The organism is Dickeya oryzae, assembly GCF_020406815.2.
GTDB classification, from domain to species: Bacteria; Pseudomonadota; Gammaproteobacteria; order Enterobacterales; family Enterobacteriaceae; genus Dickeya; species Dickeya oryzae.
Window position 1 is genome coordinate 995,265 of record NZ_CP162670.1, and the last position, 25,420, is coordinate 1,020,684.

20 protein-coding genes, 3 tRNA genes and 4 rRNA genes are annotated in these 25,420 nt (G+C 52.6%); 21 read left to right on the forward strand and 6 right to left on the reverse strand.

Annotated features, from left to right (window positions below; all coding sequences use genetic code 11):
* Positions 1 to 157 precede the first annotated feature (157 nt).
* From cysG to rpoS, 12 genes are all read left to right on the forward strand, one after another.
* Positions 158 to 1,579 carry a siroheme synthase CysG gene (gene cysG / locus LF929_RS04170; RefSeq protein WP_226092476.1) on the forward strand — a complete coding sequence of 474 codons (1,422 nt, stop codon included), beginning with the start codon at positions 158 to 160 and terminating at the stop codon, positions 1,577 to 1,579.
* 10 nt (positions 1,580 to 1,589) lie between these two features.
* Positions 1,590 to 2,498, forward strand: a complete 909-nt coding sequence (cysD, locus tag LF929_RS04175) for a sulfate adenylyltransferase subunit CysD (RefSeq protein ID WP_016940408.1) — start codon at positions 1,590 to 1,592, stop codon at positions 2,496 to 2,498.
* Between the two features lie 11 nt (positions 2,499 to 2,509).
* Complete coding sequence (gene cysN, locus LF929_RS04180; protein WP_226092475.1) at positions 2,510 to 3,937, forward strand: sulfate adenylyltransferase subunit CysN; 1,428 nt, start codon at positions 2,510 to 2,512, stop codon at positions 3,935 to 3,937.
* Position 3,938: 1 nt separating this feature from the next.
* Positions 3,939 to 4,571 carry an adenylyl-sulfate kinase gene (gene cysC, locus LF929_RS04185; RefSeq protein ID WP_226092474.1) on the forward strand — a complete coding sequence of 211 codons (633 nt, stop codon included), beginning with the start codon at positions 3,939 to 3,941 and terminating at the stop codon, positions 4,569 to 4,571.
* Positions 4,572 to 4,707: 136 nt separating this feature from the next.
* The gene (locus LF929_RS04190) at positions 4,708 to 5,106 is read left to right on the forward strand and encodes a DUF3561 family protein (protein WP_226092529.1); all 399 of its coding nucleotides are present in this window, start codon (positions 4,708 to 4,710) and stop codon (positions 5,104 to 5,106) included.
* Between the two features lie 198 nt (positions 5,107 to 5,304).
* Positions 5,305 to 5,658 carry a cell division protein FtsB gene (ftsB, locus tag LF929_RS04195; protein ID WP_016940404.1) on the forward strand — a complete coding sequence of 118 codons (354 nt, stop codon included), beginning with the start codon at positions 5,305 to 5,307 and terminating at the stop codon, positions 5,656 to 5,658.
* Positions 5,659 to 5,660: 2 nt separating this feature from the next.
* Positions 5,661 to 6,368: a 2-C-methyl-D-erythritol 4-phosphate cytidylyltransferase gene (gene ispD, locus LF929_RS04200; protein WP_038905453.1), complete on the forward strand. Its 708-nt coding sequence runs from the start codon at positions 5,661 to 5,663 to the stop codon at positions 6,366 to 6,368.
* Positions 6,369 to 6,392: 24 nt separating this feature from the next.
* Complete coding sequence (ispF, locus tag LF929_RS04205) at positions 6,393 to 6,890, forward strand: 2-C-methyl-D-erythritol 2,4-cyclodiphosphate synthase (RefSeq protein WP_012885943.1); 498 nt, start codon at positions 6,393 to 6,395, stop codon at positions 6,888 to 6,890.
* Positions 6,884 to 7,945, forward strand: a complete 1,062-nt coding sequence (truD, locus tag LF929_RS04210) for a tRNA pseudouridine(13) synthase TruD (RefSeq protein WP_226092473.1) — start codon at positions 6,884 to 6,886, stop codon at positions 7,943 to 7,945. The genes ispF and truD overlap by 7 nt, the downstream gene beginning before the upstream one ends.
* A gap of 128 nt (positions 7,946 to 8,073) precedes the next feature.
* On the forward strand, positions 8,074 to 8,700 hold the full coding sequence (locus LF929_RS04215) for a protein-L-isoaspartate(D-aspartate) O-methyltransferase (protein WP_226092472.1): 627 nt from the start codon (positions 8,074 to 8,076) through the stop codon (positions 8,698 to 8,700).
* Positions 8,701 to 9,105: 405 nt separating this feature from the next.
* Entirely contained in the window at positions 9,106 to 10,332 is a 1,227-nt protein-coding gene (gene nlpD / locus LF929_RS04220) for a murein hydrolase activator NlpD (RefSeq protein WP_226092471.1), read from the forward strand.
* Positions 10,333 to 10,385: 53 nt separating this feature from the next.
* The gene (rpoS, locus tag LF929_RS04225) at positions 10,386 to 11,378 is read left to right on the forward strand and encodes an RNA polymerase sigma factor RpoS (protein WP_012885939.1); all 993 of its coding nucleotides are present in this window, start codon (positions 10,386 to 10,388) and stop codon (positions 11,376 to 11,378) included.
* Positions 11,379 to 11,471: 93 nt separating this feature from the next.
* Here the strand turns inward: rpoS and proS are convergent, their stop codons facing one another.
* The 6 genes from proS to metN form a co-directional block, all read right to left on the reverse strand.
* Positions 11,472 to 13,190: a proline--tRNA ligase gene (gene proS / locus LF929_RS04230; protein ID WP_210176169.1), complete on the reverse strand. Its 1,719-nt coding sequence runs from the start codon at positions 13,188 to 13,190 to the stop codon at positions 11,472 to 11,474.
* A gap of 115 nt (positions 13,191 to 13,305) precedes the next feature.
* On the reverse strand, positions 13,306 to 14,013 hold the full coding sequence (gene tsaA / locus LF929_RS04235) for a tRNA (N6-threonylcarbamoyladenosine(37)-N6)-methyltransferase TrmO (RefSeq protein ID WP_038905446.1): 708 nt from the start codon (positions 14,011 to 14,013) through the stop codon (positions 13,306 to 13,308).
* Between the two features lie 13 nt (positions 14,014 to 14,026).
* The gene (gene rcsF, locus LF929_RS04240) at positions 14,027 to 14,434 is read right to left on the reverse strand and encodes an Rcs stress response system protein RcsF (protein WP_012885936.1); all 408 of its coding nucleotides are present in this window, start codon (positions 14,432 to 14,434) and stop codon (positions 14,027 to 14,029) included.
* Between the two features lie 114 nt (positions 14,435 to 14,548).
* Complete coding sequence (locus LF929_RS04245) at positions 14,549 to 15,364, reverse strand: MetQ/NlpA family lipoprotein (RefSeq protein ID WP_038905445.1); 816 nt, start codon at positions 15,362 to 15,364, stop codon at positions 14,549 to 14,551.
* Positions 15,365 to 15,428: 64 nt separating this feature from the next.
* Positions 15,429 to 16,082 (reverse strand): methionine ABC transporter permease MetI, encoded by a 654-nt coding sequence (locus tag LF929_RS04250; protein ID WP_012885934.1) that lies wholly within the window; start codon positions 16,080 to 16,082, stop codon positions 15,429 to 15,431.
* Positions 16,075 to 17,106, reverse strand: a complete 1,032-nt coding sequence (gene metN / locus LF929_RS04255; protein WP_038908876.1) for a methionine ABC transporter ATP-binding protein MetN — start codon at positions 17,104 to 17,106, stop codon at positions 16,075 to 16,077. The genes LF929_RS04250 and metN overlap by 8 nt, the downstream gene beginning before the upstream one ends.
* Positions 17,107 to 17,285: 179 nt before the next feature.
* Between metN and gmhB the strand changes: the two genes are divergently transcribed.
* The 9 genes from gmhB (at position 17,286) to LF929_RS04300 (ending at position 25,296) form a co-directional block, all read left to right on the forward strand.
* Positions 17,286 to 17,852 (forward strand): D-glycero-beta-D-manno-heptose 1,7-bisphosphate 7-phosphatase, encoded by a 567-nt coding sequence (gene gmhB / locus LF929_RS04260; protein WP_038908875.1) that lies wholly within the window; start codon positions 17,286 to 17,288, stop codon positions 17,850 to 17,852.
* A gap of 367 nt (positions 17,853 to 18,219) precedes the next feature.
* A 16S ribosomal RNA gene (locus tag LF929_RS04265) occupies positions 18,220 to 19,761 on the forward strand.
* 69 nt (positions 19,762 to 19,830) lie between these two features.
* A tRNA-Ile gene (locus LF929_RS04270) sits at positions 19,831 to 19,907 on the forward strand.
* A gap of 117 nt (positions 19,908 to 20,024) precedes the next feature.
* Positions 20,025 to 20,100, forward strand: a tRNA-Ala gene (locus LF929_RS04275).
* A gap of 167 nt (positions 20,101 to 20,267) precedes the next feature.
* A 23S ribosomal RNA gene (locus LF929_RS04280) occupies positions 20,268 to 23,174 on the forward strand.
* A gap of 131 nt (positions 23,175 to 23,305) precedes the next feature.
* Positions 23,306 to 23,421: ribosomal RNA gene (rrf, locus tag LF929_RS04285) — 5S ribosomal RNA — on the forward strand.
* A 14-nt stretch (positions 23,422 to 23,435) separates the two neighbouring features.
* Positions 23,436 to 23,511 (forward strand) — tRNA-Thr (locus LF929_RS04290).
* Between the two features lie 42 nt (positions 23,512 to 23,553).
* A 5S ribosomal RNA gene (rrf, locus tag LF929_RS04295) occupies positions 23,554 to 23,669 on the forward strand.
* The 16S, 23S and 5S rRNA genes sit together here with 3 tRNA genes alongside, the layout of an rRNA operon.
* Positions 23,670 to 23,997: 328 nt before the next feature.
* Positions 23,998 to 25,296, forward strand: a complete 1,299-nt coding sequence (locus LF929_RS04300; RefSeq protein ID WP_038905440.1) for an MFS transporter — start codon at positions 23,998 to 24,000, stop codon at positions 25,294 to 25,296.
* Positions 25,297 to 25,420 lie beyond the last annotated feature (124 nt).

Here is a 25,420-nt window from a genome sequence, read left to right on the forward strand (position 1 = left end):
AAAATAGTCATGAAAAACCGTTATTAAGCGTTTTTATTCTTTCACGCATAGTTTGTTATTCCATTACGGAACTAATCATACTAATTCGGCATTTCATAACCCTTCTCTTCACGTTTTATAGTCGCTTTATAGAATTTTTAGCTTAGTAAAGGCATCTGTGAACTATCTCCCTATATTCGCCGATCTCCGGCAACGCCCCGTGTTGGTGGTGGGGGGCGGTGAGGTGGCAACCCGCAAAATTGACTTGTTGCAACGTGCCGGGGCGGATGTCCGGGTCGTGGCGCGGTCATTGTGTGAGCCGCTTCAGGCTTTGCATCAGGCGGGACAACTGGCCTGGGTCGCGCAGGATTTTTCCCCTGCGCTGCTGGATAATGTGTTTCTGGTGATTGCCGCTACGGATGACGGGGCGCTCAATGCCACGGTGTTTGAGCAGGCCAATCAACGCCAGCTACTGGTTAACGTGGTAGACGATCAACCCAAATGCTCGTTCATTTTCCCGTCGCTGATTGACCGCTCACCATTGGTGGTGGCGATTTCATCCGGCGGTCAGGCACCGGTGCTGGCTCGGTTATTGCGAGAGAAGCTCGAGGCGCTATTGCCAGCTCGTCTGGGACAGATGGCGGAACTGGCCGGAAAATGGCGGGGTCGCATCAAGCAGCAGTTGGCATCAATAACGGAACGCCGTCGGTTTTGGGAGCGTGTGTTTACCGGCCGTTTTTCCAGTCTGGTAGCGGCCGGTCAACTGGCTCAGGCCGAGCAGGAACTGGAACAGCAACTGTCGCAGCCTGGGGGGCAACAGGGCGAAGTCGCGTTGGTGGGGGCAGGTCCCGGCGATGCCGGTTTGCTGACACTGCGCGGCTTGCAGGTCATCCAGCAGGCGGATGTGGTGCTTTACGATCATCTGGTCAGTAACGACGTGCTGGACCTGGTGCGCCGTGATGCCGAGCGAATTTGTGTCGGTAAACGCGCCAGCGCGCACCTGCTACCACAAGAAGAGATTAATGCGCTGTTGGTGAAACTGGCGCAAGAAGGGAAACGGGTCGTGCGGCTCAAAGGCGGTGATCCCTTTATTTTTGGCCGTGGTGGCGAAGAACTGCAACAGGTGGCGCAGGCAGGCATTCCGTTTCAGGTGGTGCCGGGAATTACGGCGGCAGCGGGGGCTACAGCCTACGCTGGCATTCCGTTGACACACCGGGATTACGCGCAGAGCGTGACATTCATCACCGGACATTGTCGACCGGATGGTGATGCGCTGGACTGGTCGACGCTGGCGCGTGGCAGGCAGACATTGGCTATCTATATGGGCACGGTCAAATCGGCGGAAATCAGCCAGCAACTGATGGCGCATGGCCGGGCTGCGCAGACGCCGGTGGCGGTCATCGGCCGTGGTACCCGGCAGGATCAGGTCGTGCTGACGGGAACACTGGCGGAATTAGAAACGCTGGCGCAACAGGCTCCGACGCCTGCATTGCTGGTTATCGGCGAAGTGGTGGATTTGCATCAACACATCGCCTGGTTTGGTGAACAAGCGCGGATGACGCCCACTGATGGGCGCACGGCCGTGGTGAATCTGGCTTAAGGTTAAGGTTATGGACGAGAAAAGACTCACGCATTTAAAACAGCTTGAAGCAGAAAGTATTCATATCATTCGTGAGGTGGCGGCCGAATTCAGCAATCCGGTGATGCTGTACTCCATCGGCAAGGACTCCTCCGTGATGCTGCATCTGGCTCGCAAGGCGTTCTTTCCGGGCACGTTGCCGTTTCCGCTCTTGCATGTGGATACTGGCTGGAAATTTCGCGAAATGTACACGTTTCGCGATCGTACCGCCAAAGCCTACGGCTGTGAGTTGCTGGTGCATCGTAACCCGGAAGGGGTGGCAATGGGGATCAATCCCTTTGTGCACGGTAGCGCCAAGCACACCGACATCATGAAAACCGAAGGGTTAAAACAGGCATTGGATAAGTACGGTTTTGATGCCGCATTTGGTGGCGCTCGCCGTGACGAGGAAAAGTCCCGTGCTAAAGAGCGTATCTACTCTTTCCGTGATCGTGCCCACCGTTGGGATCCTAAAAATCAGCGGCCGGAATTGTGGAACAACTACAACGGCCAGATTAACAAAGGTGAAAGCATCCGCGTATTCCCACTTTCCAACTGGACTGAACTGGACATCTGGCAATACATCTATCTGGAAAATATCGATATTGTGCCGCTGTATCTGGCTGCGGAACGTCCAGTGCTGGAGCGCGATGGCATGCTGTTGATGGTGGATGATGACCGTATCGATCTGCAGCCGGGTGAGGTTGTCGCTAAACGTATGGTGCGCTTTCGCACACTGGGTTGCTGGCCACTGACCGGCGCGGTGGAGTCACAGGCGCAGACGTTACCGGAAATCATTGAAGAGATGTTGGTGTCCACCACCAGTGAACGTCAGGGACGGGTCATTGACCGCGATCAGGCTGGCTCGATGGAGCTTAAAAAGCGTCAAGGGTACTTCTGAGGAATCGTCAAATGAATCATAGCATTGCAAAACAGATTGCCGAGCAGGGCGGGGTTGAGGCTTACCTTCATGCACAGCAGAACAAAAGTCTGCTGCGTTTTTTGACCTGCGGCAGCGTTGACGATGGCAAAAGTACCCTGATTGGCCGATTGCTGCACGATACGCGTCAGATTTATGAAGATCAGCTCTCTACGTTGCACAATGACAGCAAACGTCTTGGTACACAGGGTGAAAAGCTGGATCTGGCGTTGCTGGTGGATGGCTTACAAGCTGAACGCGAACAGGGCATCACCATTGATGTGGCCTACCGCTATTTTTCTACTGAAAAGCGCAAATTTATTATTGCCGATACGCCGGGGCATGAGCAGTACACCCGCAATATGGCGACTGGCGCGTCTACCTGCGAACTGGCGATTTTGTTGATTGATGCGCGTAAAGGCGTACTGGATCAGACCCGGCGTCACAGCTTCATCGCTACGCTATTGGGGATTCGCCATCTGGTGGTGGCGGTTAACAAGATGGATTTGGTGGATTATCAGCAGGCGGTCTTTGAGCAGTTCAAACGCGATTATCTGGATTTCGCTGGTCAGTTACCGGCGGATTTGGATATCACCTTTGTGCCGATTTCCGCGCTGGATGGCGATAATGTGGCAACGCCCAGTTCGTCTATGAGCTGGTATCACGGCCCGACGCTGCTGGACGTGCTGGAAACCGTTAATGTTTCTGCCCGTAGCCTGAGTCAACCGATGCGTTTCCCGGTGCAGTATGTCAACCGCCCGAATCTTGATTTCCGTGGTTATGCCGGTACGGTCGCCTCAGGCACAGTGCGGGTTGGGCAGCGGGTGAAAGTCTTGCCCTCTGGTGTGGAGTCCAGCATCAGCCGAATCGTGACTTTCGATGGTGACCTACAGCAGGCGCAGGCGGGTGAAGCGGTGACGCTGGTGCTAGCCAGTGAAGTTGATATCAGCCGGGGCGATTTGCTGGTCAGCAGCGAAGAAACACTGCAGGCGGTTCGCAGTGCCAATGTGGATGTGGTGTGGATGGCTGAGCAACCCTTGGTACCGGGCCAAAGCTACGATATCAAAATTGCCGGTAAGAAAACCCGCGCACGGGTGGAAAAGATTCACTATCAGGTGGACATCAACACCTTGACGCAGCGGGTTACCGAATCGCTGCCGCTTAACGGTATTGGTCTGGTGGAGCTCACCTTTGATGAACCGTTGGTGCTGGATAAGTACCAGCACAATCCGGTTACCGGCGGCATGATTTTTATCGATCGTCTAAGTAATGTGACGGTCGGTGCCGGGTTGGTGCGTGAGCCGGTGGCACAGACTGTCATGCAGACTGGTGATTACAGCGCGTTTGAGCTGGAGTTGAACGCCTTGATTCGCCGCCACTTCCCGCACTGGGGTGCGCGTGATCTGCTGGGAGGAAAATAAGGTGGCGCAAACGCATTCCAGGCCGGTTGACGATAATAGACCGGTTGATGCCAATGTGGTGTGGCATGACCATGCAGTGGCACGTGAGGACCGGGAACGGCAACATGGTCACCGTGGTGTTGTGGTGTGGTTTACCGGGTTGTCCGGTTCCGGTAAGTCGACGTTAGCCGGGGCGCTGGAGCAGTCGCTGTTTGCCCGTGGCGTCAGTACTTATTTACTTGATGGCGATAATGTTCGGCATGGCCTCTGCCGGGATCTGGGATTCAGCGACGATGACCGGCGGGAGAATATCCGCCGGGTGGGCGAGGTCGCCCGGTTGATGGTTGATGCGGGGCTGGTTGTATTAACCGCGTTTATCTCTCCGCATCGTGCTGAACGACAGATGGTACGCGAACTGCTTGAGCAGGGGCAGTTTCTTGAAGTGTTCGTGGATACACCGCTGGCGATTTGTGAAGCCCGTGACCCCAAAGGTCTGTACAAGAAAGCCCGCGCCGGTGAACTGCGTAATTTCACCGGTATTGATGCCATTTATGAGGCACCGGAGCAGCCTGAATTGCATCTGGATGGCCAACAATTGGTAACAAATTTAGTCGACGAATTATTAGATATGCTGCATGGTCGAGCTATCATCTAAGCCTCAGATGGCCCTTCACGAGGCTGTTCACCGCCGTGGCGTAGGTGTGTTTACGTTGTTGCGCTACGGGGTGTGCGAGTGAAGGGGCAGTCTTCAGGCCAACGGTTACCCGGTGATGGGGTAAGCAGGAACGATGATGCAGAGTGTGACGCCATTACCTGATAGCAGTACGCAAACCTGTAGTAGTGCGCAAACCTATGGTAGTTCGCAAAGCTATAGCAGCACGCAGATCTTTCAAGGCGATGAGGATGTGCCTCTTGGGGCGTCCTACAGTCCGCTGATGGGCGCACTGGCCGGTTTTTGTTTCTACTGGCTGGCTTTTTCCCTGCCATTCGTGTTCTATGGCCTGAATTCCACGCTGCTGTTGATGCTGTATACCTGGCCTTTCTTCCTGGCGTTGATGCCCCTGTCGGTTCTGATCGGTATGTTGTTCCGCGTATTGTTGCCGAATCATGTGGGGTGGATGATGCTCTGCTGTGCGGTCAGCATCCCGGGTGTATTCTGGCTGGTGTTCGTATTAATCACCGGATGGTAGCCCTTCAGGCGTTATTCCCGCCACGAGACCGATTTCAGACTATTTATTTCTTTGTTAAAACTATGTCCATGAGTGAGTAACTTTATCCGTCACCGACCGGTTACGCCTGACTTTTCCCTGCCAGAAACGAATGCTGCTGGCGGAGGTGGAGTCCTGACAAAAGTTATGGGATGATTAGGCGGCTTTTCAGGGGGCTGGATGGGAAAACTTTCGCTATTATTGTTGATTCTTCTCGGTTGGTTGCAATATTCGCTCTGGCTGGGGAAAAACGGTGTTCATGATTATGTGCGGGTGAAGGATGACGTGGCGGTGCAGCAGGCCAACAACGTTAAACTGAAATCCCGTAACGAACAGCTGTTCGCCGAAATCGACGACCTCAACGGCGGTCAGGAGGCCATTGAGGAGCGTGCGCGCAACGAGCTGGGCATGACTAAACCGGGTGAAAGTTTTTATCGTTTAGTAGCAGACCAGGCTGATCGCCGTGCTGGCGGCAGCGCGTCACCTGCGCCATCCTCCCCGACGTCTTCCACTTCATCATCGATGTCTCGCTAGGTATGTCTACTCCGAATCACGCTGTGGCTGAGGTGGTCGCTGTTTTACCAGCGGCTGGTAACGGCAGCCGGATGCACAGTGATCGCCCCAAGCAGTATCTCTCCATCGGCACGAAAACCATTCTTGAACACACTGTCGCGGCGTTGTTACGCCAGCCGCGAATTCAACGGATAATTATCGCTATTAGCGCCGATGACCCTTATTTTTCTGCGCTGCCACTGGCTTCGGATCCCCGCATTCAGGTGGTGAACGGTGGTCGCCAGCGTGCCGACTCGGTGCTGGCTGGGCTGCAACAGGTACAGCAAGCCGATTGGGTGCTGGTGCATGATGCCGCTCGCCCTTGTTTGCATCAGGATGATTTATCAAGACTATTGCTCCTGACCGGGCAGAGTGAAGTCGGTGGCATTTTGGCGGCCCCGGTACGTGATACCATGAAGCGCAGCCGCGATGGACGCATTGACCACACGGTAGAGCGCGAAGCACTGTGGCATGCACTTACACCGCAACTGTTCCCGCTGGCGCTGCTGCGCTCGTGTCTGGAGCGAGCGTTGCGCGAAGGGGCAACCATAACCGATGAAGCCTCGGCGCTGGAATATTGCGGTTATCAGCCACAGATAGTTCCGGGGCGCGCAGACAATATCAAAGTCACACGCCCGGAGGATCTGGCTCTGGCGGAGTTTTATTTGACGCGCAGTCTGGATAATGATTAACACGATAATAAAGGAGCCTGAGTAATGCGTATCGGTCACGGTTTTGATGTGCATAAATTTGGCGGGGAAGGTCCGTTGGTGATCGGTGGGGTGCGTATTCCCTATGAGCGCGGTTTACTGGCGCATTCCGATGGTGATGTTGTGTTGCATGCCGTTACCGACGCATTGCTGGGCGCGGCGGCAATGGGGGATATCGGCAAATTGTTTCCCGATACCGACCCAGCGTATCGCGGTATCGACAGCCGTGAATTATTGCGTGAGGCCTGGCGTCGTATTACTGATAAAGGTTACGAGTTGGGTAACCTGGATGTCACTATCATTGCACAGGCCCCGAAAATGGCGCCGCACATCCCGCAAATGCGTGTCAATATTGCCGAAGATCTGCAATCGCATATGGATGACGTCAATGTGAAGGCTACCACCACGGAGCAACTGGGTTTTACCGGGCGTGGCGAAGGGATTGCCTGTGAAGCGGTCGTATTACTGGTCAGAAGCGATGCGGCGGGAGTCGTGGCATGGTGATGGTTCGTGAATCACTGTTTTGGCTGCATGGTGAACCTGTCGCAACAGGGGCACTCAAGGCGTCGCCAGATGATTTCTTCGTTGCCGAGGATTTGGGGTTTAGCGCAGATGGTGATGGCGAACATGTGCTGGTACGCCTTCGTAAACGAGAGTGTAATACCATTTTTGTGGCGGAAGCGCTGGCCAGATTTGCAGGTATCCCGGCGCGTTCTGTCAGCTATGCGGGACTAAAAGATCGTCATGCGGTAACCGAACAGTGGTTCTGTCTTCATTTGCCGGGCAAAGAGGACCCAGAGTGGTCCGCATTTGCGCTCGATGGGTGTGAAATTCTTGAAGCACATCGCCATCGCCGTAAACTACGTATTGGCGCGCTGCGTGGCAATGCGTTCCGATTAGTGCTGCGTGAAATTAGCGACCGTGCCGAGGTTGAGACCCGTTTGCAACAGATCGCCGCTGGGGGTGTCCCTAATTATTTCGGCAGTCAGCGGTTTGGCCGCGATGGCAATAATCTTGAGCAGGCTCGCCGTTGGGCGAATGACGAGATTCGGGTCAAGGATCGCAGCAAGCGTAGCTTCTACCTGTCGGCGGTTCGCAGTGAATTATTTAATCAGATTGCCAGCGTGCGGTTGGCGACGTATGGCCCAACACAAGTCTTGGTGGGTGATGCGCTGCAACTGACCGGTCGCGGTAGCTGGTTTGTGGTGAAGCCGGAAGAGTTGGACGACGCGCAGTCACGAGTGAATGTTGGCGACGTACAAATTACTGCGGCCTTACCGGGACAAGGCGACCCTGGCGTTCAAGCGCTGGCGCTGTCGTTTGAGCAGCAATGTTTGCAGGAGCATACTCAGCTCCTATCATTGTTGACGCGTGAACGGGTGGAGAGTGCTCGTCGCGCTATCATGTTGTATCCGCAAGAGATGCGCTGGTCGTGGCAAGATGATGCCACGCTGGAGTTACACTTTTGGTTGTCTGCGGGGTGCTTTGCCACCAGCGTGGTGCGGGAACTGCTGCTTCCTGTGCAACAGGAACAACAGGAACAACAGGAAAATAGGTAATCGGTCTGATCCGCGGTGGATTTTTCGGTCGCAGATGCCTGTGCTATGCCGGGACGGGCAGTCGGTTTCTTTGCTATCGGGAGACGGAGCGAGTTGATGAGGTGGGCTAACGCTGGAGCGGGCTGGGAATGGTGAACAAACGCGTGCAGACGCTGCTGGAACAGCTTTGCCAGCAGGGAATTCAGGATGAACGCCTGTTGCAGGCGATGGCTTCGGTTCCCCGTGAGCGCTTTGTTGACGAGGCGTTCGAGCATAAAGCCTATGATAATGTCGCCCTGCCGATAGGCTCCGGACAAACCATTTCTCAGCCATACACCGTCGCCAGAATGACGGAGTTGTTACGGCTGACGCCGGTATCTCGTGTGCTGGAAATTGGCACGGGTTCCGGTTATCAAACGGCTATCCTGGCACACCTGGTGCAACATGTATTCTCAGTTGAGCGTATTAAAGGCCTGCAGTGGCAGGCGAAAAGGCGTCTGAAGCAACTGGATTTGCATAATATTTCCACCCGCCATAGTGATGGCTGGCAAGGCTGGGCTTCTAAAGGGCCATTCGATGCCATTATTGTCACGGCGGCACCGCCAGAAATTCCCTCGGCGTTGATGGAACAACTCGATGAAGGCGGCATTATGGTGTTGCCGGTAGGGGAGCAACAGCAAACGTTGCAGGTGGTTGTGCACCGTCATGGTGAATTTATCGTCCAGACGGTGGAAACAGTTCGGTTTGTTCCGCTGGTCAAAGGGGAACTGGCTTGATACCGTGGCACCCGCGGTCATCATCTTCAATGAGATCGTCTTGATCGGCAAACCAGTACTGACTGGTAAATAATATCTATTGGTAAACAGTATCTATTGGTAAACAGTATTCATCGGTAAAACATCCGTATTTAAAATTTCAATACAACTGTCTTATGGTGATAACGGATTGATATTGATAGGCTGTGTGCCGTCGTTGTCCGTGTCTTAGCCCTGTTGGTACGGTATGACTGTCAGGCAGCACTGTGTGGTTATTGCCTGTTTGTATCGACGAAGACGATGAATGGTGGCTGCGGTTTGCGTTGCTTGGCATGCTCACTACCTTTCATCAGGGTACCCCGGACAGGAGTAAACGCCGGGGCCGGGCAGATTTCGTCATTTTTGGTTATAGGGGGAGTTTGGCGCATGGGAAGCCAAATTGTTAGCTGGCGTCAGATCGCTGTGTGTTCGATTATTACTCTGGGATTGGCTGGTTGTGCAAATGACAATAATCAGGCGGCCCCGATCAGCAGCGTAGGAGGTAACGACGCAGGAAGCCGTTCGGGCAACACGACCACCTATTCACCACCGCCGCGTATTTCGAGCGTCGGCAGCAGCATGAGCAATAATTCGCAGCCTCTTCCTTCCGCGAGTATCAGCCGTCCTTCTTCTGGCGAGGCATCGTCGGCATCCGTCACCACGCGGGAAGGGAAGATTGTCTATAACCGTAGCTATAACAGTATTCCGAAAGGCAGCTATACCGGCAATAACTACACCGTCAAACGTGGGGATACCCTGTTTTATATTGCCTGGATCACCGGTAATGATTACCGCGAGCTGGCCCAGCGCAACAATATTCAGGAACCTTATAGTCTGAATGTCGGCCAGACGCTGAGTCTTGGCAGTAACATGAATGCTTCTGGCGGTTCTCAGGGTATGGCGGTTGCTGGTTTACCTACCATGACAACGACCCCAGCACCTGTCGCCAGCAGCCCGTCTGACAGCGGCCATATGTTGCCAGAGAATGCGGCTAAAGCTTCTGGCGGTAGTCGTATGTTGTCGGGAAATAATACCGCCAACAGCAGCGGTCATATGCTGCCAGCGAACGCTGCTGCGGCCTCGCCATCGTCAACACAAATGCAAACTGCACAGGTTGATTCTCAACCAACTAATGCGTATTCTGAGGGTTCGGGTAAACAGAATGCGGGCGGTAAGATGCTGCCTGCGGCAGGGGCTGCAGCTACGTTGCCTGCTACCGAACCGACGCAAACAAACACGGCAATTGCCAGTTGGCGTTGGCCTACAGATGGGAAAGTCATAGATAATTTCTCAGCCTCAGAGGGGGGAAATAAAGGGATTGATATCGCCGGCTCACGTGGGCAATCCGTTGTCGCTACCGCTTCAGGGCGCGTAGTGTATGCGGGTAACGCGTTACGCGGTTACGGTAATCTGATAATCATCAAACATAATGATGACTACCTGAGCGCCTATGCCCATAACGAAACCATGCTGGTCCGGGAACAACAAGAGGTAAAGGCGGGTCAACAAATTGCTACCATGGGTAGCACCGGAACCAGTTCAGTACGCTTGCACTTTGAAATTCGTTACAAGGGGAAATCCGTAAACCCGCTGCGTTTTCTTCCGCAGCGATAAATCGGGCAGGGTATGTTGGTATCCTGCCATGGGATCACGGGTAGGAGCCACTTATGAGCCAAAATACGCTGAAAGTTAACGAGTTGCATGAAGATGCTGAATTTGATGAGAACGGAGTCGATGTTTTTGACGACAAAGCGCTTGCGGAGGAAGAAACCAGCGATAGCGATCTACTCGATGAGGAATTGCTCTCGCAAGGAACTGCACAGCGCGTGCTGGACGCAACTCAGCTCTATCTGGGAGAAATCGGCTACTCACCTCTTCTGACGGCTGAGGAAGAAGTTTACTTTGCCCGTCGGGCATTACGCGGCGATGTTTCTTCTCGCCGCCGTATGATCGAGAGTAACCTGCGGCTGGTGGTGAAAATCGCCCGCCGCTACAACAATCGGGGCCTGGCATTGCTGGACCTGATTGAAGAAGGAAACCTCGGTCTTATCCGCGCTGTTGAGAAATTTGACCCTGAACGCGGGTTCCGTTTTTCAACTTACGCCACCTGGTGGATCCGTCAAACGATTGAACGGGCCATCATGAATCAAACCCGAACTATCCGTTTACCTATCCATATCGTCAAAGAACTCAACGTTTATCTGCGTACTGCTCGTGAGCTTTCCCACAAGTTGGATCATGAGCCGAGTGCAGAAGAGATTGCTGAACGCCTGGATAAGCCTGTGGACGACGTAAACCGCATGCTGCGCCTCAATGAGCGCATCACGTCGGTTGATACCCCATTGGGCGGGGATTCGGAAAAAGCGCTGCTGGATATTCTGGCCGATGAGAAAGATAACGGTCCGGAAGATACCACTCAGGATAACGATATGAAGCAGAATATCGTTAAGTGGTTGTTTGAACTGAACGCAAAACAGCGTGAGGTACTGGCTCGTCGTTTCGGTCTGCTGGGATACGAAGCTGCTACACTGGAGGATGTCGGTCGTGAAATCGGTCTGACACGTGAACGGGTTCGTCAGATTCAGGTAGAAGGGTTGCGCCGTCTGCGTGAAATCCTGCAGGTGCAGGGCCTGGACATCGAAGAGTTGTTCCGCGAATAACTTCCACAATAATTAACATGGCACAAAAAATGGTGGGTTTCCCCACCATTTTTTATGTCCGACAGAGGTTTGATGTCTGAGAGATGACTTGCCTTATCGGGCACACTGAGACAACAAAAACTCAACGATATCGCCAGCTTTGATCATCTCTTTCTCGCCTTTACGACGGTGCTTATATTCGATCTCATCATTGTCGAGGTTACGATCACCAATCACGATAGTATGCGGAATCCCGATCAATTCCATATCGGCAAACATAACACCAGGACGCTCTTTACGGTCATCCAGCAGCACATCAATACCGTTTGCACGTAACTGCTGATAGATGCCTTCGGCCACTTCCTGCACACGGAAGGATTTATGCATGTTCATCGGCAGAATAGCGACCTGGAACGGCGCGATAGCGTCAGGCCAGATAATACCGCGATCGTCGTGGTTCTGTTCAATGGCGGCGGCGATCACACGAGTAACACCAATGCCGTAGCATCCCATGGTCAGCGTCTGGTTACGACCGTCTTCACCTTGTACCGTGGCTTTCAACGCTTCGGAATATTTTTTACCCAACTGGAAGATGTGGCCTACTTCGATACCACGCTTGATAAGCAGCGTGCCTTTACCGTCCGGGCTGCGATCACCTTCGACTACATTGCGGATATCAGCAACCTGCGGCAGCGCGACATCGCGTTCCCAGTTGATACCGAAGTAATGCTTACCATCAATGTTGGCACCCGCACTGAAGTCGCTCATGACGGCGACAGTCCGGTCAACGACAACCGGTACCGGCATATTGACTGGCCCCAGAGAACCTGGGCCTGCTTTTACAATCGCACGGATTTCATCTTCGGTAGCAAATGTCAGCGGGCTGGCAACCAGTTCCAGTTTTTCTGCTTTGACTTCGTTCAGTTCGTGATCGCCACGAACCAGCAGGGCAACCAGTTTATGGCCGCTTTCTTCCGTCGCTTTCACCAGCAGGGTCTTAACGGTTTTCTCTATTGGCAGAGTAAACTGTTCGACCAGCTCGGCGATGGTTTTAGCGTTCGGCGTATCTACCAGCGTCATCGGTTGAGTCGGCGCGTCCAGACCATGTTCCGGTGCAACGGCTTCTGCCAGTTCAATATTGGCGGCGTAATCCGATTCTGTAGAGAAGACGATATCGTCTTCACCGCTGCTGGCCAGCACCTGGAATTCATGGGATGCATTGCCGCCGATAGAACCGGTGTCAGCCTGTACCGGGCGGAAATCGAGGTCCATGCGACTGAAAATCTTGCTGTAGGCGGCATACATGGCGTCGTAAGTAACCTGCAAGGATTCCTGGGTGGTATGGAACGAATACGCATCCTTCATCAGGAATTCACGTGCACGCATGACGCCAAAACGCGGACGGACTTCATCACGGAATTTGGTCTGGATCTGGTAGAAGTTCAGCGGCAACTGCTTGTAGGAGCTGATTTCGTTACGGATCAAATCCGTAATCACTTCTTCATGCGTTGGGCCGAGTACAAACGGGCGGTCGCCGCGGTCAACGAAGCGCAACAGTTCTGGGCCATACTGCTCCCAACGGCCACTTTCCTGCCACAAGTCGGCGGGTTGAACCACTGGCATTGAAATCTCGATGGCACCGGCGTTATTCATTTCTTCACGCACGATGTTTTCGACTTTTTTCAGCACCCGCAAACCGGTCGGCAACCAGGTGTAAAGGCCGGATGCCAGTTTACGAATCATCCCGGCACGCAGCATTAACTGATGGCTGATGACTTCGGCATCGGCAGGCGTCTCCTTCAGCGTGGAGAGCATGTATTGACTTGTACGCATGATGTTTGAGTTCCGTCAGAACAAATAAATAGCATTAACCACAGTGTGGTTCAGGCAGAAAAAGTGGTTTAGTTTACCAGTGCAGGCGGTTCCCCAAAAGTCGCCGCCGCGTTTTTTAACTGGCATCAAGGCTGATAACTTCCGTTTGGCCGTCAACAACCTGCCATTTGACATTAAATTCCAACAACTGAGCGGCATACACTTTGGTGTCATCTTCCCCTTTGCGATACGCCGGGCGAGGGTCTTGTGCCAGCACCTGGGTAATGAAACGCCGCAAATTGGGATGAGCGTGTTGTCGCGTAATCAGTTGCTGTTCCGCCTGGGCGGAAAAGCGAACGGGCATATCGGCGTCGGGTGCCAATTGTGCAAAACCGGCACGCGCCTGAGGCTGGCTTTCGGCGAAGGGCAAATACGGTTTGATATCGACAATGGGCGTGCCATCAACCAGATCCAGACTGCCCAGCTCCAGTATGACGCCATCCCGACCTGTGCGAATGGCTTTTAGCTCAACCAGTGACATGCCGATTGGGTTAGGACGAAAGGTTGAACGGGTAGCGAATACGCCCATACGGGCATTGCCGCCCAGACGTGGGGGCCTGACCGTCGGGCGCCAGCCAGCGGAGGCTGTCTGGTGGAAAATAAACAGTAGCCACAGATGACTGAAATCTTCGAGCCCGCGAACGGCCTCGGGTTGATCATAAGGCGACAGGAGATGTAACTCCCCACCGCCATCCTTAATCAGACCGGGTTGCCGGGGTACGGCGAATTTTTCTTTGTAAGGAGAGCGGATAACGCCGATCTGATTAAAGCAAAATTGGTTCATTGCGCGGAAACTTTCATTGCGCGGAAACTTTCAATGCGGTGCCTTGGCAAACGGCCTGACGGTAGCATCCTGCGACATTGCTGATTATCTGGCAGTCATGCAGCAATACCGCGTTAGCTTTCATGGCGGTAGCGCGGTTTTGCATCTTTCTGCGGGCAGAGGGAATGCTAGGAGGCGTATCTTGCGCACTTGACTGGCAGGACGAACCCGATACTTCGCCCATATCACGGAATGGTTTACCTACCAATTCTTCGGCACTTTTATACAGCACGGCAGGTGCAGTATGTACGACCGGCTTCGGCTTCGGCGGCGGTTCTACTGCCGCAGGGGGCTGAGGTTGTGGCGTAGGCGCAGCGGGTTTGTGCAGCAGGGAACACCCTGTTAGCGAAAGTGCCAACAACAGAACAGGTACAGCACGCATAAATTTTCCTCTGGCTTGGATAAAGTGCGGTTATTGAAGCAAGCTATACAGAAAATAACAAGACGGGCTGGCGCCCGTCTTTCATCTCTTTTATGCAAGAAAGTAAGTATTAACTTACCAGCCTTTCACTGCACCACCATTAAAGACTTTCAACGCCGCCTGATTCACTTCCTCAGACTGATAGGCTTTGACAAATTTTTTCACGTTTTCTGCGTCTTTGTTGTCTTCACGAGCAACCAGCAGGTTAACGTATGGTGAGTTTTTGTCTTCTACAAACAGGCCATCTTTAGCTGGGGTCAGATTGATTTGGCTGGCATAGGTGGTGTTGATGATAGCCAGCGCAATCTGGTCGTCATCCAAAGAACGCGGCAATTGCGGCGCTTCCAGCTCAACCAGTTTCAGGTTTTTCGGGTTTTCAACCACATCCAGCGCGGTCGGTAACAAACCTACATTATCTTTGAGTTTGATTAAACCGACTTTCTGCAGCAGCAACAACGAACGACCCAGATTTGTCGGGTCGTTAGGCAGTGCTATCTGAGCGCCATTTTGCAGTTCACTCAGCGATTTAATTTTTTTGGAATAACCTGCGATCGGGTACACAAAGGTGTTGCCGACGGAAACCAGCTTGTAACCGCGGTCTTTAATTTGCTGGTCGAGGTACGGTTTGTGCTGGAAGGCGTTCAGGTCGATATCGCCTTTGCTCAGCGCTTCGTTCGGCAGCACGTAATCATTAAAGGTCACCAGCTCAACGTCCAGGCCGTATTTTTCTTTGGCGACTTTCTGTGCCACTTCCGCTACCTGCTGCTCTGCACCGACGATAACGCCCACTTTAATGTGGTTCGGGTTCTTCTGCTCCTGACCGCATCCGGCCAGCGCCAGTGCACCAATCAACGCACCCACTGCGGCGATAGATTTCAATTTAATTGCCATTTTTTACCCCTATGTAATGTTTTTAACCTGCACTGAAGAAGATAAACGCGATGCTAAAACTCAATTATTTATGAGTAACCGCGCGAACTGTTCTTTCACCAAAAAACTGAATGAGATAAACCAGCACCACCAGTAGAACCAGTACGGTATTCATCACGGTGGCGTTATAACCGACATAGCCATACTGATAGCCAATTTGCCCCAGCCCCCCCGCGCCGACTGCGCCGCCCATCGCTGAGTAGCCTACCAAGGTAATCAGGGTAATCGTCGCCGCGTTGATCAACCCAGGGAGCGCTTCAGGGAGCAAAATTTTACGGATAATCTGCATCGGCGTTGCGCCCATAGCACGTGCCGCTTCAATCAACCCGGTTGGGATTTCCAGCAAGGCATTTTCCACCATGCGGGCGATAAACGGTGCGGCACCTACCGTCAACGGCACGATAGCCGCCTGTAAGCCAATCGCGGTTCCGACAATGATTCGGGTAAATGGGATCATCCACACCAATAAAATAATGAAGGGAATTGAGCGGAAGATGTTTACCAGCGCGGAAATACTGCTGTAGAGCTTGGGATTGGCGATAATTTGCCCCGGCCGGGTGATATACAGCAGCACACCGATAGGCAAACCCAGTACAAAGCCGAAGAAACCGGACACAAATGTCATTACCACGGTTTCCCATACACCGCGGGCAAGCAACCAGATCATGGCTTCAGACATAACCCAATACCTCAATATTTACATGGTGTTGCTGCAGAAATGCGATAGCTGCCTGAGTATCAGTATCTTGTCCGTGCATTTCTGCCAGCATGATGCCGAATTTAACGCCACCGGCGTAATCCATCTGCGCACTGATAATGTTGTTGTTGACGTTGAACGTGCGAGCCACTTCGGACAGCAACGGCGCATCAACCGACTGACCAGTAAATTCCATTCTCAGCAGCGGTACGCTTCCCTGGCGAGGTGTTAGTGACAGTCGTTGCTGGTAATCATCCGGAATATCCAGATGAAGGGTAGACTGAATAAATTTCTGTGCCAGCGGCGTTTTCGGGTGTGAGAACACCTCGCTGACCGTGTCCTGCTCAATCAGTTTGCCGTCACTGATCACCGCCACCTGATCACAAATACGTTTAACGACATCCATTTCATGCGTAATTAGCAGAATGGTCAGACCCAGCCGACGATTAATGTCTTTTAGCAATTCAAGAATAGAGCGGGTAGTGGCAGGGTCCAGTGCGCTGGTGGCTTCATCACACAGCAGTACTTTGGGATTACTTGCCAACGCACGGGCGATGGCTACACGCTGCTTTTGACCGCCAGACAGGTTAGCCGGATAAGCATCATGTTTGTCCGACAGGCCGACCAAATCCAGAAGTTGATGTACCCGTTGCTTGATATCGGATGAGGGAGAGTTGTCCAGTTCTAACGGTAACGCCACGTTGCCAAATACGGTACGTGAGGACAGCAAATTGAAGTGCTGGAAAATCATGCCGATTTGACGGCGGGTGCGTGTCAGTTGGCTTTCCGACAGGCTCATCAAATCTTTCCCGTCGATCAGCACTTTCCCTTGAGTCGGTCTTTCCAACAGATTCACGCAACGAATCAGTGTGCTTTTACCCGCACCCGATGCGCCGATTACGCCATAAATCTGGCCAGCGGGTACGCGTAATGTGACGTCGTCAAGTGCAGTGACGGCGCGCCCCTTTTGCTGAAAAATCTTTGTAATATTAATTAGTTCAATCATAAGTTTTATCAAAGATGCCGATAGCTGGATTAGAAATCATGATAATCCGGCCCAATGTGGAAGGGATGTTAAGGCGTCTAGACGTCCAAGTCAATCGAGATCCTATTGGGGAGGTACTCTCTCTGATAATGAAAACATGCGATACTACGCGCAATTTACGCCATCAGGAGCAAAGGTAAGTGGCAAATAGCGTTCCAGCAATTTTTCTCGACCGTGACGGTACTATTAATGTTGATCATGGTTATGTCCATGAAATCGATCAGTTTCAATTTATCGATGGGGTCATCGAGGCCTTGCATGAACTCAAAAAAATGGGGTTTGCCTTGGTGTTGGTGACCAATCAGTCGGGGATTGCCAGAGGCAAGTTTACTGAAGACCAGTTCATGCAGCTTACCGAATGGATGGACTGGTCACTGGCCGATCGCGGTGTTGACTTGGATGGTATCTATTATTGTCCGCATCACCCTGATGCCGGTGAAGGAGAGTACCGCCAACAATGTGATTGTCGTAAGCCTCAGCCTGGCATGTTCCTCTCCGCGCAGCGTCATCTGCATATTGATATGGCTGCTTCCTATATGGTGGGTGACAAAATGGAAGATATGCAGGCGGCACAGGCGGCAGGAGTGGGAACCAAAGTCCTGGTGAAAACGGGTAAGCCGCTCACTGAAGAGGGCGAAAAATTGGCTAATTGGGTAATTAATAGTCTGGCAGACCTGCCTAAAACGATAAAACAGCATGGAAAATAGCCGTAAGGGTGGAAAAATGCGCGAACGGAAAAAAAGATTGAAAAAGTGGTTGTGTAACCCGTTCGGATCCCTATAATGCGCTTCCACTGACACGGCAACAGCGGCAACGCAGCGCGGTGTCAGGAAGTGGAAACGAAAATAATCGTTGACACTTCATGAGGAAAGCGTAGTATACGCCACCTCGCGACAGCAGGCTCAGGCCGGTCGCACTGCTCTTTAACAATCAATCAGACAATCTGTGTGGGCACTCGCAGGACACTTCACTAAAAAATTAGTGAAAGTCTTGAAGAGTGACAACAGTTAATTCATTACGAATAAACAGTAAATTCTTTGAGCACCGTTTTCTTCGGAAAACACATCAAACTTTAAATTGAAGAGTTTGATCATGGCTCAGATTGAACGCTGGCGGCAGGCCTAACACATGCAAGTCGGGCGGTAGCACAAAGGAGCTTGCTCCTTGGGTGACGAGCGGCGGACGGGTGAGTAATGTCTGGGAAACTGCCTGATGGAGGGGGATAACTACTGGAAACGGTAGCTAATACCGCATAACGTCGCAAGACCAAAGAGGGGGACCTTAGGGCCTCTTGCCATCGGATGTGCCCAGATGGGATTAGCTAGTAGGTGAGGTAAAGGCTCACCTAGGCGACGATCCCTAGCTGGTCTGAGAGGATGACCAGCCACACTGGAACTGAGACACGGTCCAGACTCCTACGGGAGGCAGCAGTGGGGAATATTGCACAATGGGCGCAAGCCTGATGCAGCCATGCCGCGTGTGTGAAGAAGGCCTTCGGGTTGTAAAGCACTTTCAGCGGGGAGGAAGGGAGCAGACTTAATACGTCTGTTCATTGACGTTACCCGCAGAAGAAGCACCGGCTAACTCCGTGCCAGCAGCCGCGGTAATACGGAGGGTGCAAGCGTTAATCGGAATGACTGGGCGTAAAGCGCACGCAGGCGGTCTGTTAAGTTGGATGTGAAATCCCCGGGCTTAACCTGGGAACTGCATTCAAAACTGACAGGCTAGAGTCTCGTAGAGGGGGGTAGAATTCCAGGTGTAGCGGTGAAATGCGTAGAGATCTGGAGGAATACCGGTGGCGAAGGCGGCCCCCTGGACGAAGACTGACGCTCAGGTGCGAAAGCGTGGGGAGCAAACAGGATTAGATACCCTGGTAGTCCACGCTGTAAACGATGTCGATTTGGAGGTTGTGGTCTTGAACCGTGGCTTCCGGAGCTAACGCGTTAAATCGACCGCCTGGGGAGTACGGCCGCAAGGTTAAAACTCAAATGAATTGACGGGGGCCCGCACAAGCGGTGGAGCATGTGGTTTAATTCGATGCAACGCGAAGAACCTTACCTACTCTTGACATCCAGCGAACCTTGTAGAGATACGAGGGTGCCTTCGGGAGCGCTGAGACAGGTGCTGCATGGCTGTCGTCAGCTCGTGTTGTGAAATGTTGGGTTAAGTCCCGCAACGAGCGCAACCCTTATCCTTTGTTGCCAGCACTTCGGGTGGGAACTCAAGGGAGACTGCCGGTGATAAACCGGAGGAAGGTGGGGATGACGTCAAGTCATCATGGCCCTTACGAGTAGGGCTACACACGTGCTACAATGGCGTATACAAAGAGAAGCGACCTCGCGAGAGCAAGCGGACCTCATAAAGTACGTCGTAGTCCGGATTGGAGTCTGCAACTCGACTCCATGAAGTCGGAATCGCTAGTAATCGTAGATCAGAATGCTACGGTGAATACGTTCCCGGGCCTTGTACACACCGCCCGTCACACCATGGGAGTGGGTTGCAAAAGAAGTAGGTAGCTTAACCTTCGGGAGGGCGCTTACCACTTTGTGATTCATGACTGGGGTGAAGTCGTAACAAGGTAACCGTAGGGGAACCTGCGGTTGGATCACCTCCTTACCGAGTAGAAGTGCCTGCGTGGTGTCCACACAGATTGTCTGATGAAGAAGATGAGCAGTAAAACCTTATAGGCTTGTAGCTCAGGTGGTTAGAGCGCACCCCTGATAAGGGTGAGGTCGGTGGTTCAAGTCCACTCAGGCCTACCAACTCTACTTGTCCTTGAAACGTTCACGAACTGCGTTGGCGATGTGCTTTTGCACGGAGCACGACAGGGTATGGAGTGTTTCTGTGGCTAAGCGGGTTGAAAAGGTTGATGCATCTATGGGGCTATAGCTCAGCTGGGAGAGCGCCTGCTTTGCACGCAGGAGGTCTGCGGTTCGATCCCGCATAGCTCCACCATTTACGAATGACTTCAGAGTGTACTGGCAACAGTATGCTGCGAAGTATTCTGCTCTTTAACAATCCGGAACAAGCTGAAAAATTGAAACGACAGCATGTGAGTGAGAATTCATGTGTTGTTCGAGTCTCTCAAAATACTCATATCCCGAGACACTTTCGGGTTGTGAGGTTAAGCGACTAAGCGTACACGGTGGATGCCTAGGCAGTCAGAGGCGATGAAGGGCGTGCTAATCTGCGAAAAGCGTCGGCAAGGTGATATGAACCGTTATACCCGACGATACCCGAATGGGGAAACCCAGTGTGACTCGTCACACTATCATTAACTGAATCCATAGGTTAATGAGGCGAACCGGGGGAACTGAAACATCTCAGTACCCCGAGGAAAAGAAATCAACCGAGATTCCCCCAGTAGCGGCGAGCGAACGGGGAGGAGCCCAGAACCTGAATCGGCTTGTGTGTCAGTGGAAGCGTCTGGAAAGGCGCACGATACAGGGTGACAGTCCCGTACACGAAGATGCACAGGTTGTGAGTTCGATGAGTAGGGCGGGACACGTGGTATCCTGTCTGAACATGGGGGGACCATCCTCCAAGGCTAAATACTCCTGACTGACCGATAGTGAACCAGTACCGTGAGGGAAAGGCGAAAAGAACCCCGGCGAGGGGAGTGAAATAGAACCTGAAACCGTGTACGTACAAGCAGTGGGAGCACCTTTAGGGTGTGACTGCGTACCTTTTGTATAATGGGTCAGCGACTTATATTCTGTAGCAAGGTTAACCGAATAGGGGAGCCGCAGGGAAACCGAGTCTTAACTGGGCGTCTAGTTGCAGGGTATAGACCCGAAACCCGGTGATCTAGCCATGGGCAGGTTGAAGGTTGGGTAACACTAACTGGAGGACCGAACCGACTAATGTTGAAAAATTAGCGGATGACTTGTGGCTGGGGGTGAAAGGCCAATCAAACCGGGAGATAGCTGGTTCTCCCCGAAAGCTATTTAGGTAGCGCCTCGTGAATTCATCTTCGGGGGTAGAGCACTGTTTCGGCTAGGGGGCCATCCCGGCTTACCAACCCGATGCAAACTGCGAATACCGAAGAATGTTATCACGGGAGACACACGGCGGGTGCTAACGTCCGTCGTGAAGAGGGAAACAACCCAGACCGCCAGCTAAGGTCCCAAAGTCATGGTTAAGTGGGAAACGATGTGGGAAGGCCCAGACAGCCAGGATGTTGGCTTAGAAGCAGCCATCATTTAAAGAAAGCGTAATAGCTCACTGGTCGAGTCGGCCTGCGCGGAAGATGTAACGGGGCTAAAACCATGCACCGAAGCTGCGGCAGCGACACTTAGGTGTTGTTGGGTAGGGGAGCGTTCTGTAAGCCTGTGAAGGTGGCCTGTGAGGGCTGCTGGAGGTATCAGAAGTGCGAATGCTGACATAAGTAACGATAATGCGGGTGAAAAACCCGCACGCCGGAAGACCAAGGGTTCCTGTCCAACGTTAATCGGGGCAGGGTGAGTCGACCCCTAAGGCGAGGCTGAAAAGCGTAGTCGATGGGAAACAGGTTAATATTCCTGTACTTGGTGTTACTGCGAAGGGGGGACGGAGAAGGCTATGTCATCCGGGCGACGGTTGTCCCGGTTTAAGCGTGCAGGTGGGTGGACCAGGTAAATCCGGTCTGCTGTTAACACTGAGGCGTGATGACGAGGCACTACGGTGCTGAAGTGACAGATGCCCGGCTTCCAGGAAAAGCCTCTAAGCATCAGGTAACATTGAATCGTACCCCAAACCGACACAGGTGGTCAGGTAGAGAATACTCAGGCGCTTGAGAGAACTCGGGTGAAGGAACTAGGCAAAATGGTGCCGTAACTTCGGGAGAAGGCACGCTCCTGTTGGTGAAGTCCCTTGCGGATGGAGCTGAGGGGAGTCGCAGATACCAGCTGGCTGCAACTGTTTAATAAAAACACAGCACTGTGCAAACACGAAAGTGGACGTATACGGTGTGACGCCTGCCCGGTGCCGGAAGGTTAATTGATGGGGTTATCCGTAAGGAGAAGCTCTTGATCGAAGCCCCGGTAAACGGCGGCCGTAACTATAACGGTCCTAAGGTAGCGAAATTCCTTGTCGGGTAAGTTCCGACCTGCACGAATGGCGTAATGATGGCCAGGCTGTCTCCACCCGAGACTCAGTGAAATTGAACTCGCTGTGAAGATGCAGTGTACCCGCGGCAAGACGGAAAGACCCCGTGAACCTTTACTATAGCTTGACACTGAACCTTGAGCCTTGATGTGTAGGATAGGTGGGAGGCTTTGAAGTGTGGACGCCAGTCTGCATGGAGCCAACCTTGAAATACCACCCTTTAATGTTTGATGTTCTAACCTGGGCCCGTAATCCGGGCTGGGGACAGTGTCTGGTGGGTAGTTTGACTGGGGCGGTCTCCTCCCAAAGAGTAACGGAGGAGCACGAAGGTTAGCTAATCCTGGTCGGACATCAGGAGGTTAGTGCAAAGGCATAAGCTAGCTTGACTGCGAGAGTGACGGCTCGAGCAGGTGCGAAAGCAGGTCTTAGTGATCCGGTGGTTCTGAATGGAAGGGCCATCGCTCAACGGATAAAAGGTACTCCGGGGATAACAGGCTGATACCGCCCAAGAGTTCATATCGACGGCGGTGTTTGGCACCTCGATGTCGGCTCATCACATCCTGGGGCTGAAGTAGGTCCCAAGGGTATGGCTGTTCGCCATTTAAAGTGGTACGCGAGCTGGGTTTAGAACGTCGTGAGACAGTTCGGTCCCTATCTGCCGTGGGCGTTGGAAGATTGAGGGGGGTTGCTCCTAGTACGAGAGGACCGGAGTGAACGCACCGCTGGTGTTCGGGTTGTCATGCCAATGGCACTGCCCGGTAGCTACGTGCGGAAGAGATAACCGCTGAAAGCATCTAAGCGGGAAACTTGCCCCGAGATGAGTCTTCCCTGGGAACTAGATTCCCCTGAAGGGACGTTCGAGACGAGGACGTTGATAGGCTGGGTGTGTAAGCGTAGCGATACGTTGAGCTAACCAGTACTAATGACCCGAGAGGCTTAACCTTACAACACCGAAGGTGTTTTGGTGAGAGAGACAGAGACGAGATTTTAGCTTGTTCGAGGATTGGATGGCGTGGTGTAGCGATACACGGCGACATGAAGAATCAGGACGTTGAACAGACGTCAAAAGAATTTGCCTGGCGGCGAGAGCGCGGTGGTCCCACCTGACCCCATGCCGAACTCAGAAGTGAAACGCCGTAGCGCCGATGGTAGTGTGGGGTCTCCCCATGCGAGAGTAGGGAACTGCCAGGCATCAAATTTTGTGTGCTGATATGGCTCAGTTGGTAGAGCGCACCCTTGGTAAGGGTGAGGTCCCCAGTTCGACTCTGGGTATCAGCACCAGTTGTTTTAAGTGATGTTCGGCAAACTGAATAAAAGAATTTGTCTGGCGGCGAGAGCGCGGTGGTCCCACCTGACCCCATGCCGAACTCAGAAGTGAAACGCCGTAGCGCCGATGGTAGTGTGGGGTCTCCCCATGCGAGAGTAGGGAACTGCCAGGCATCAAACAAAGCAAAAGGCCCGTTCGAAAGAGCGGGCCTTCTGCTTTATTCGTTATTTGTCGTCTGTTGTTTGTCGACTTTCGTTCCCGAAAGCAAGACCCATGGATCGGTATTTTGTGGATCCTTTTCGTTTACTCTCTATGTGTCACGTATTTAGCCTGCTTCAGCCATTTAGTTTTACTTCTATTGGATATAACGATCACTCCTGTTTCCGGCTTAAATAATTACATGAGCTGATTAGTCTTTGCCTGAATCCTCAAGCCTGTTTTATTGTGTCTGCTATATATAAAAGAATAATGAAATAACAGACAGAAAGGGTGAATCATACATGGTGAATACAATAAAGCCACAGGATGGAATAATGGTCAGTAGCACGCGTCAACGCATTTGGGCAATTGTCGGCGCATCCTCGGGTAATTTGGTTGAGTGGTTTGATTTTTACGTCTATTCGTTTTGCTCTCTTTATTTTGCCCATATCTTCTTTCCAACCGGTAATACGACTACGCAACTGTTACAAACGGCCGGTGTCTTTGCTGCCGGATTTCTGATGCGCCCCATCGGCGGTTGGTTGTTTGGCTACATCGCTGATAAATACGGTCGCAAAAAATCGATGCTGATATCAGTGTGCATGATGTGTCTGGGATCGTTGGTGATTGCCTGCTTACCCGGTTATGCCACGATTGGGGTGTGGGCACCATTATTACTGCTGATAGCGCGTTTATTTCAAGGGCTATCCGTGGGGGGCGAATACGGGACCAGCGCGACTTACATGAGTGAAGTGGCGCTGGAAGGGCGTAAGGGATTTTATGCATCTTTCCAGTATGTCACGCTGATTGGTGGCCAATTGCTGGCGTTACTGGTGGTGGTTATCCTGCAACATCTGCTTTCTGATGTGGAGTTGCGCGCATGGGGATGGCGTATCCCCTTTGCTCTGGGAGCGGCGTTGGCGGTGGTGGCACTGTTTTTGCGTCGTTCACTCAATGAAACATCAAATAGCGAAACCCGAGCACGTAAAGATGCCGGATCGCTGCGTGGGCTGTGGCACAACCGCAAGGCGTTTATCATGGTGCTGGGGTTTACTGCGGGCGGTTCGCTGAGCTTTTATACCTACACGACTTACATGCAGAAATATCTGGTGAATACCGCTGGAATGAATGCCAAGTCGGCCAGCGGATTGATGACTCTGGCACTGTTTGTCTTCATGTTACTGCAACCGTTGTTTGGTGCTCTGTCTGACAAAATTGGTCGCCGTAGTTCCATGCTGTTTTTTGGGTCGCTATCGGCATTGTTGACGGTACCGATTCTGTCTACTTTGCAGGGGGTGACCAACCCGGTTATCGCCTTCTCTCTGGTTATGCTGGCGTTGGTGATAGTGAGCTTTTATACCTCTATCAGTGGTATTTTGAAGGCGGAAATGTTTCCTCCGGAGGTCAGGGCGCTGGGTGTCGGGTTATCTTACGCTGTAGCGAATGCCCTGTTTGGCGGTTCTGCTGAGTATGTCGCTTTGTCGTTGAAGTCGCTGGGGACGGAGGAGTCCTTCTTTTGGTATGTATCATTAATGGGAGCATTGGCGTTTCTGGTATCGCTGGGGTTACACCATAAAGGGAAAGGCGAAAAGCTCTCATGATGTGCCAGCATCTACTATAGACAGTAGCCGACTGCAGTGGCGGCTACGCTCCAGCAGCAATATTTCCTGCCTCTAGTGAGTCTCAGTCAGACGAGGGTGAATTAAACAGATACATGCAGCGCCA

Bases quoted from the DNA above. Each gene is read 5' to 3' on its own strand.
- cysD (WP_016940408.1), top strand. From the start codon at position 1,590: ATGGACGAGAAAAGACTCACGCATTTAAAACAGCTTGAAGCAGAAAGT.
- cysN (WP_226092475.1), top strand. From the start codon at position 2,510: ATGAATCATAGCATTGCAAAACAGATTGCCGAGCAGGGCGGGGTTGAG.
- LF929_RS04190 (WP_226092529.1), top strand. From the start codon at position 4,708: ATGCAGAGTGTGACGCCATTACCTGATAGCAGTACGCAAACCTGTAGT.
- ftsB (WP_016940404.1), top strand. From the start codon at position 5,305: ATGGGAAAACTTTCGCTATTATTGTTGATTCTTCTCGGTTGGTTGCAA.
- ispD (WP_038905453.1), top strand. From the start codon at position 5,661: ATGTCTACTCCGAATCACGCTGTGGCTGAGGTGGTCGCTGTTTTACCA.
- ispF (WP_012885943.1), top strand. From the start codon at position 6,393: ATGCGTATCGGTCACGGTTTTGATGTGCATAAATTTGGCGGGGAAGGT.
- truD (WP_226092473.1), top strand. From the start codon at position 6,884: ATGGTGATGGTTCGTGAATCACTGTTTTGGCTGCATGGTGAACCTGTC.
- LF929_RS04215 (WP_226092472.1), top strand. From the start codon at position 8,074: ATGGTGAACAAACGCGTGCAGACGCTGCTGGAACAGCTTTGCCAGCAG.
- nlpD (WP_226092471.1), top strand. From the start codon at position 9,106: ATGGGAAGCCAAATTGTTAGCTGGCGTCAGATCGCTGTGTGTTCGATT.
- rpoS (WP_012885939.1), top strand. From the start codon at position 10,386: ATGAGCCAAAATACGCTGAAAGTTAACGAGTTGCATGAAGATGCTGAA.
- proS (WP_210176169.1), bottom strand. From the start codon at position 13,190: ATGCGTACAAGTCAATACATGCTCTCCACGCTGAAGGAGACGCCTGCC.
- tsaA (WP_038905446.1), bottom strand. From the start codon at position 14,013: ATGAACCAATTTTGCTTTAATCAGATCGGCGTTATCCGCTCTCCTTAC.
- rcsF (WP_012885936.1), bottom strand. From the start codon at position 14,434: ATGCGTGCTGTACCTGTTCTGTTGTTGGCACTTTCGCTAACAGGGTGT.
- LF929_RS04245 (WP_038905445.1), bottom strand. From the start codon at position 15,364: ATGGCAATTAAATTGAAATCTATCGCCGCAGTGGGTGCGTTGATTGGT.
- LF929_RS04250 (WP_012885934.1), bottom strand. From the start codon at position 16,082: ATGTCTGAAGCCATGATCTGGTTGCTTGCCCGCGGTGTATGGGAAACC.
- metN (WP_038908876.1), bottom strand. From the start codon at position 17,106: ATGATTGAACTAATTAATATTACAAAGATTTTTCAGCAAAAGGGGCGC.
- LF929_RS04300 (WP_038905440.1), top strand. From the start codon at position 23,998: ATGGTGAATACAATAAAGCCACAGGATGGAATAATGGTCAGTAGCACG.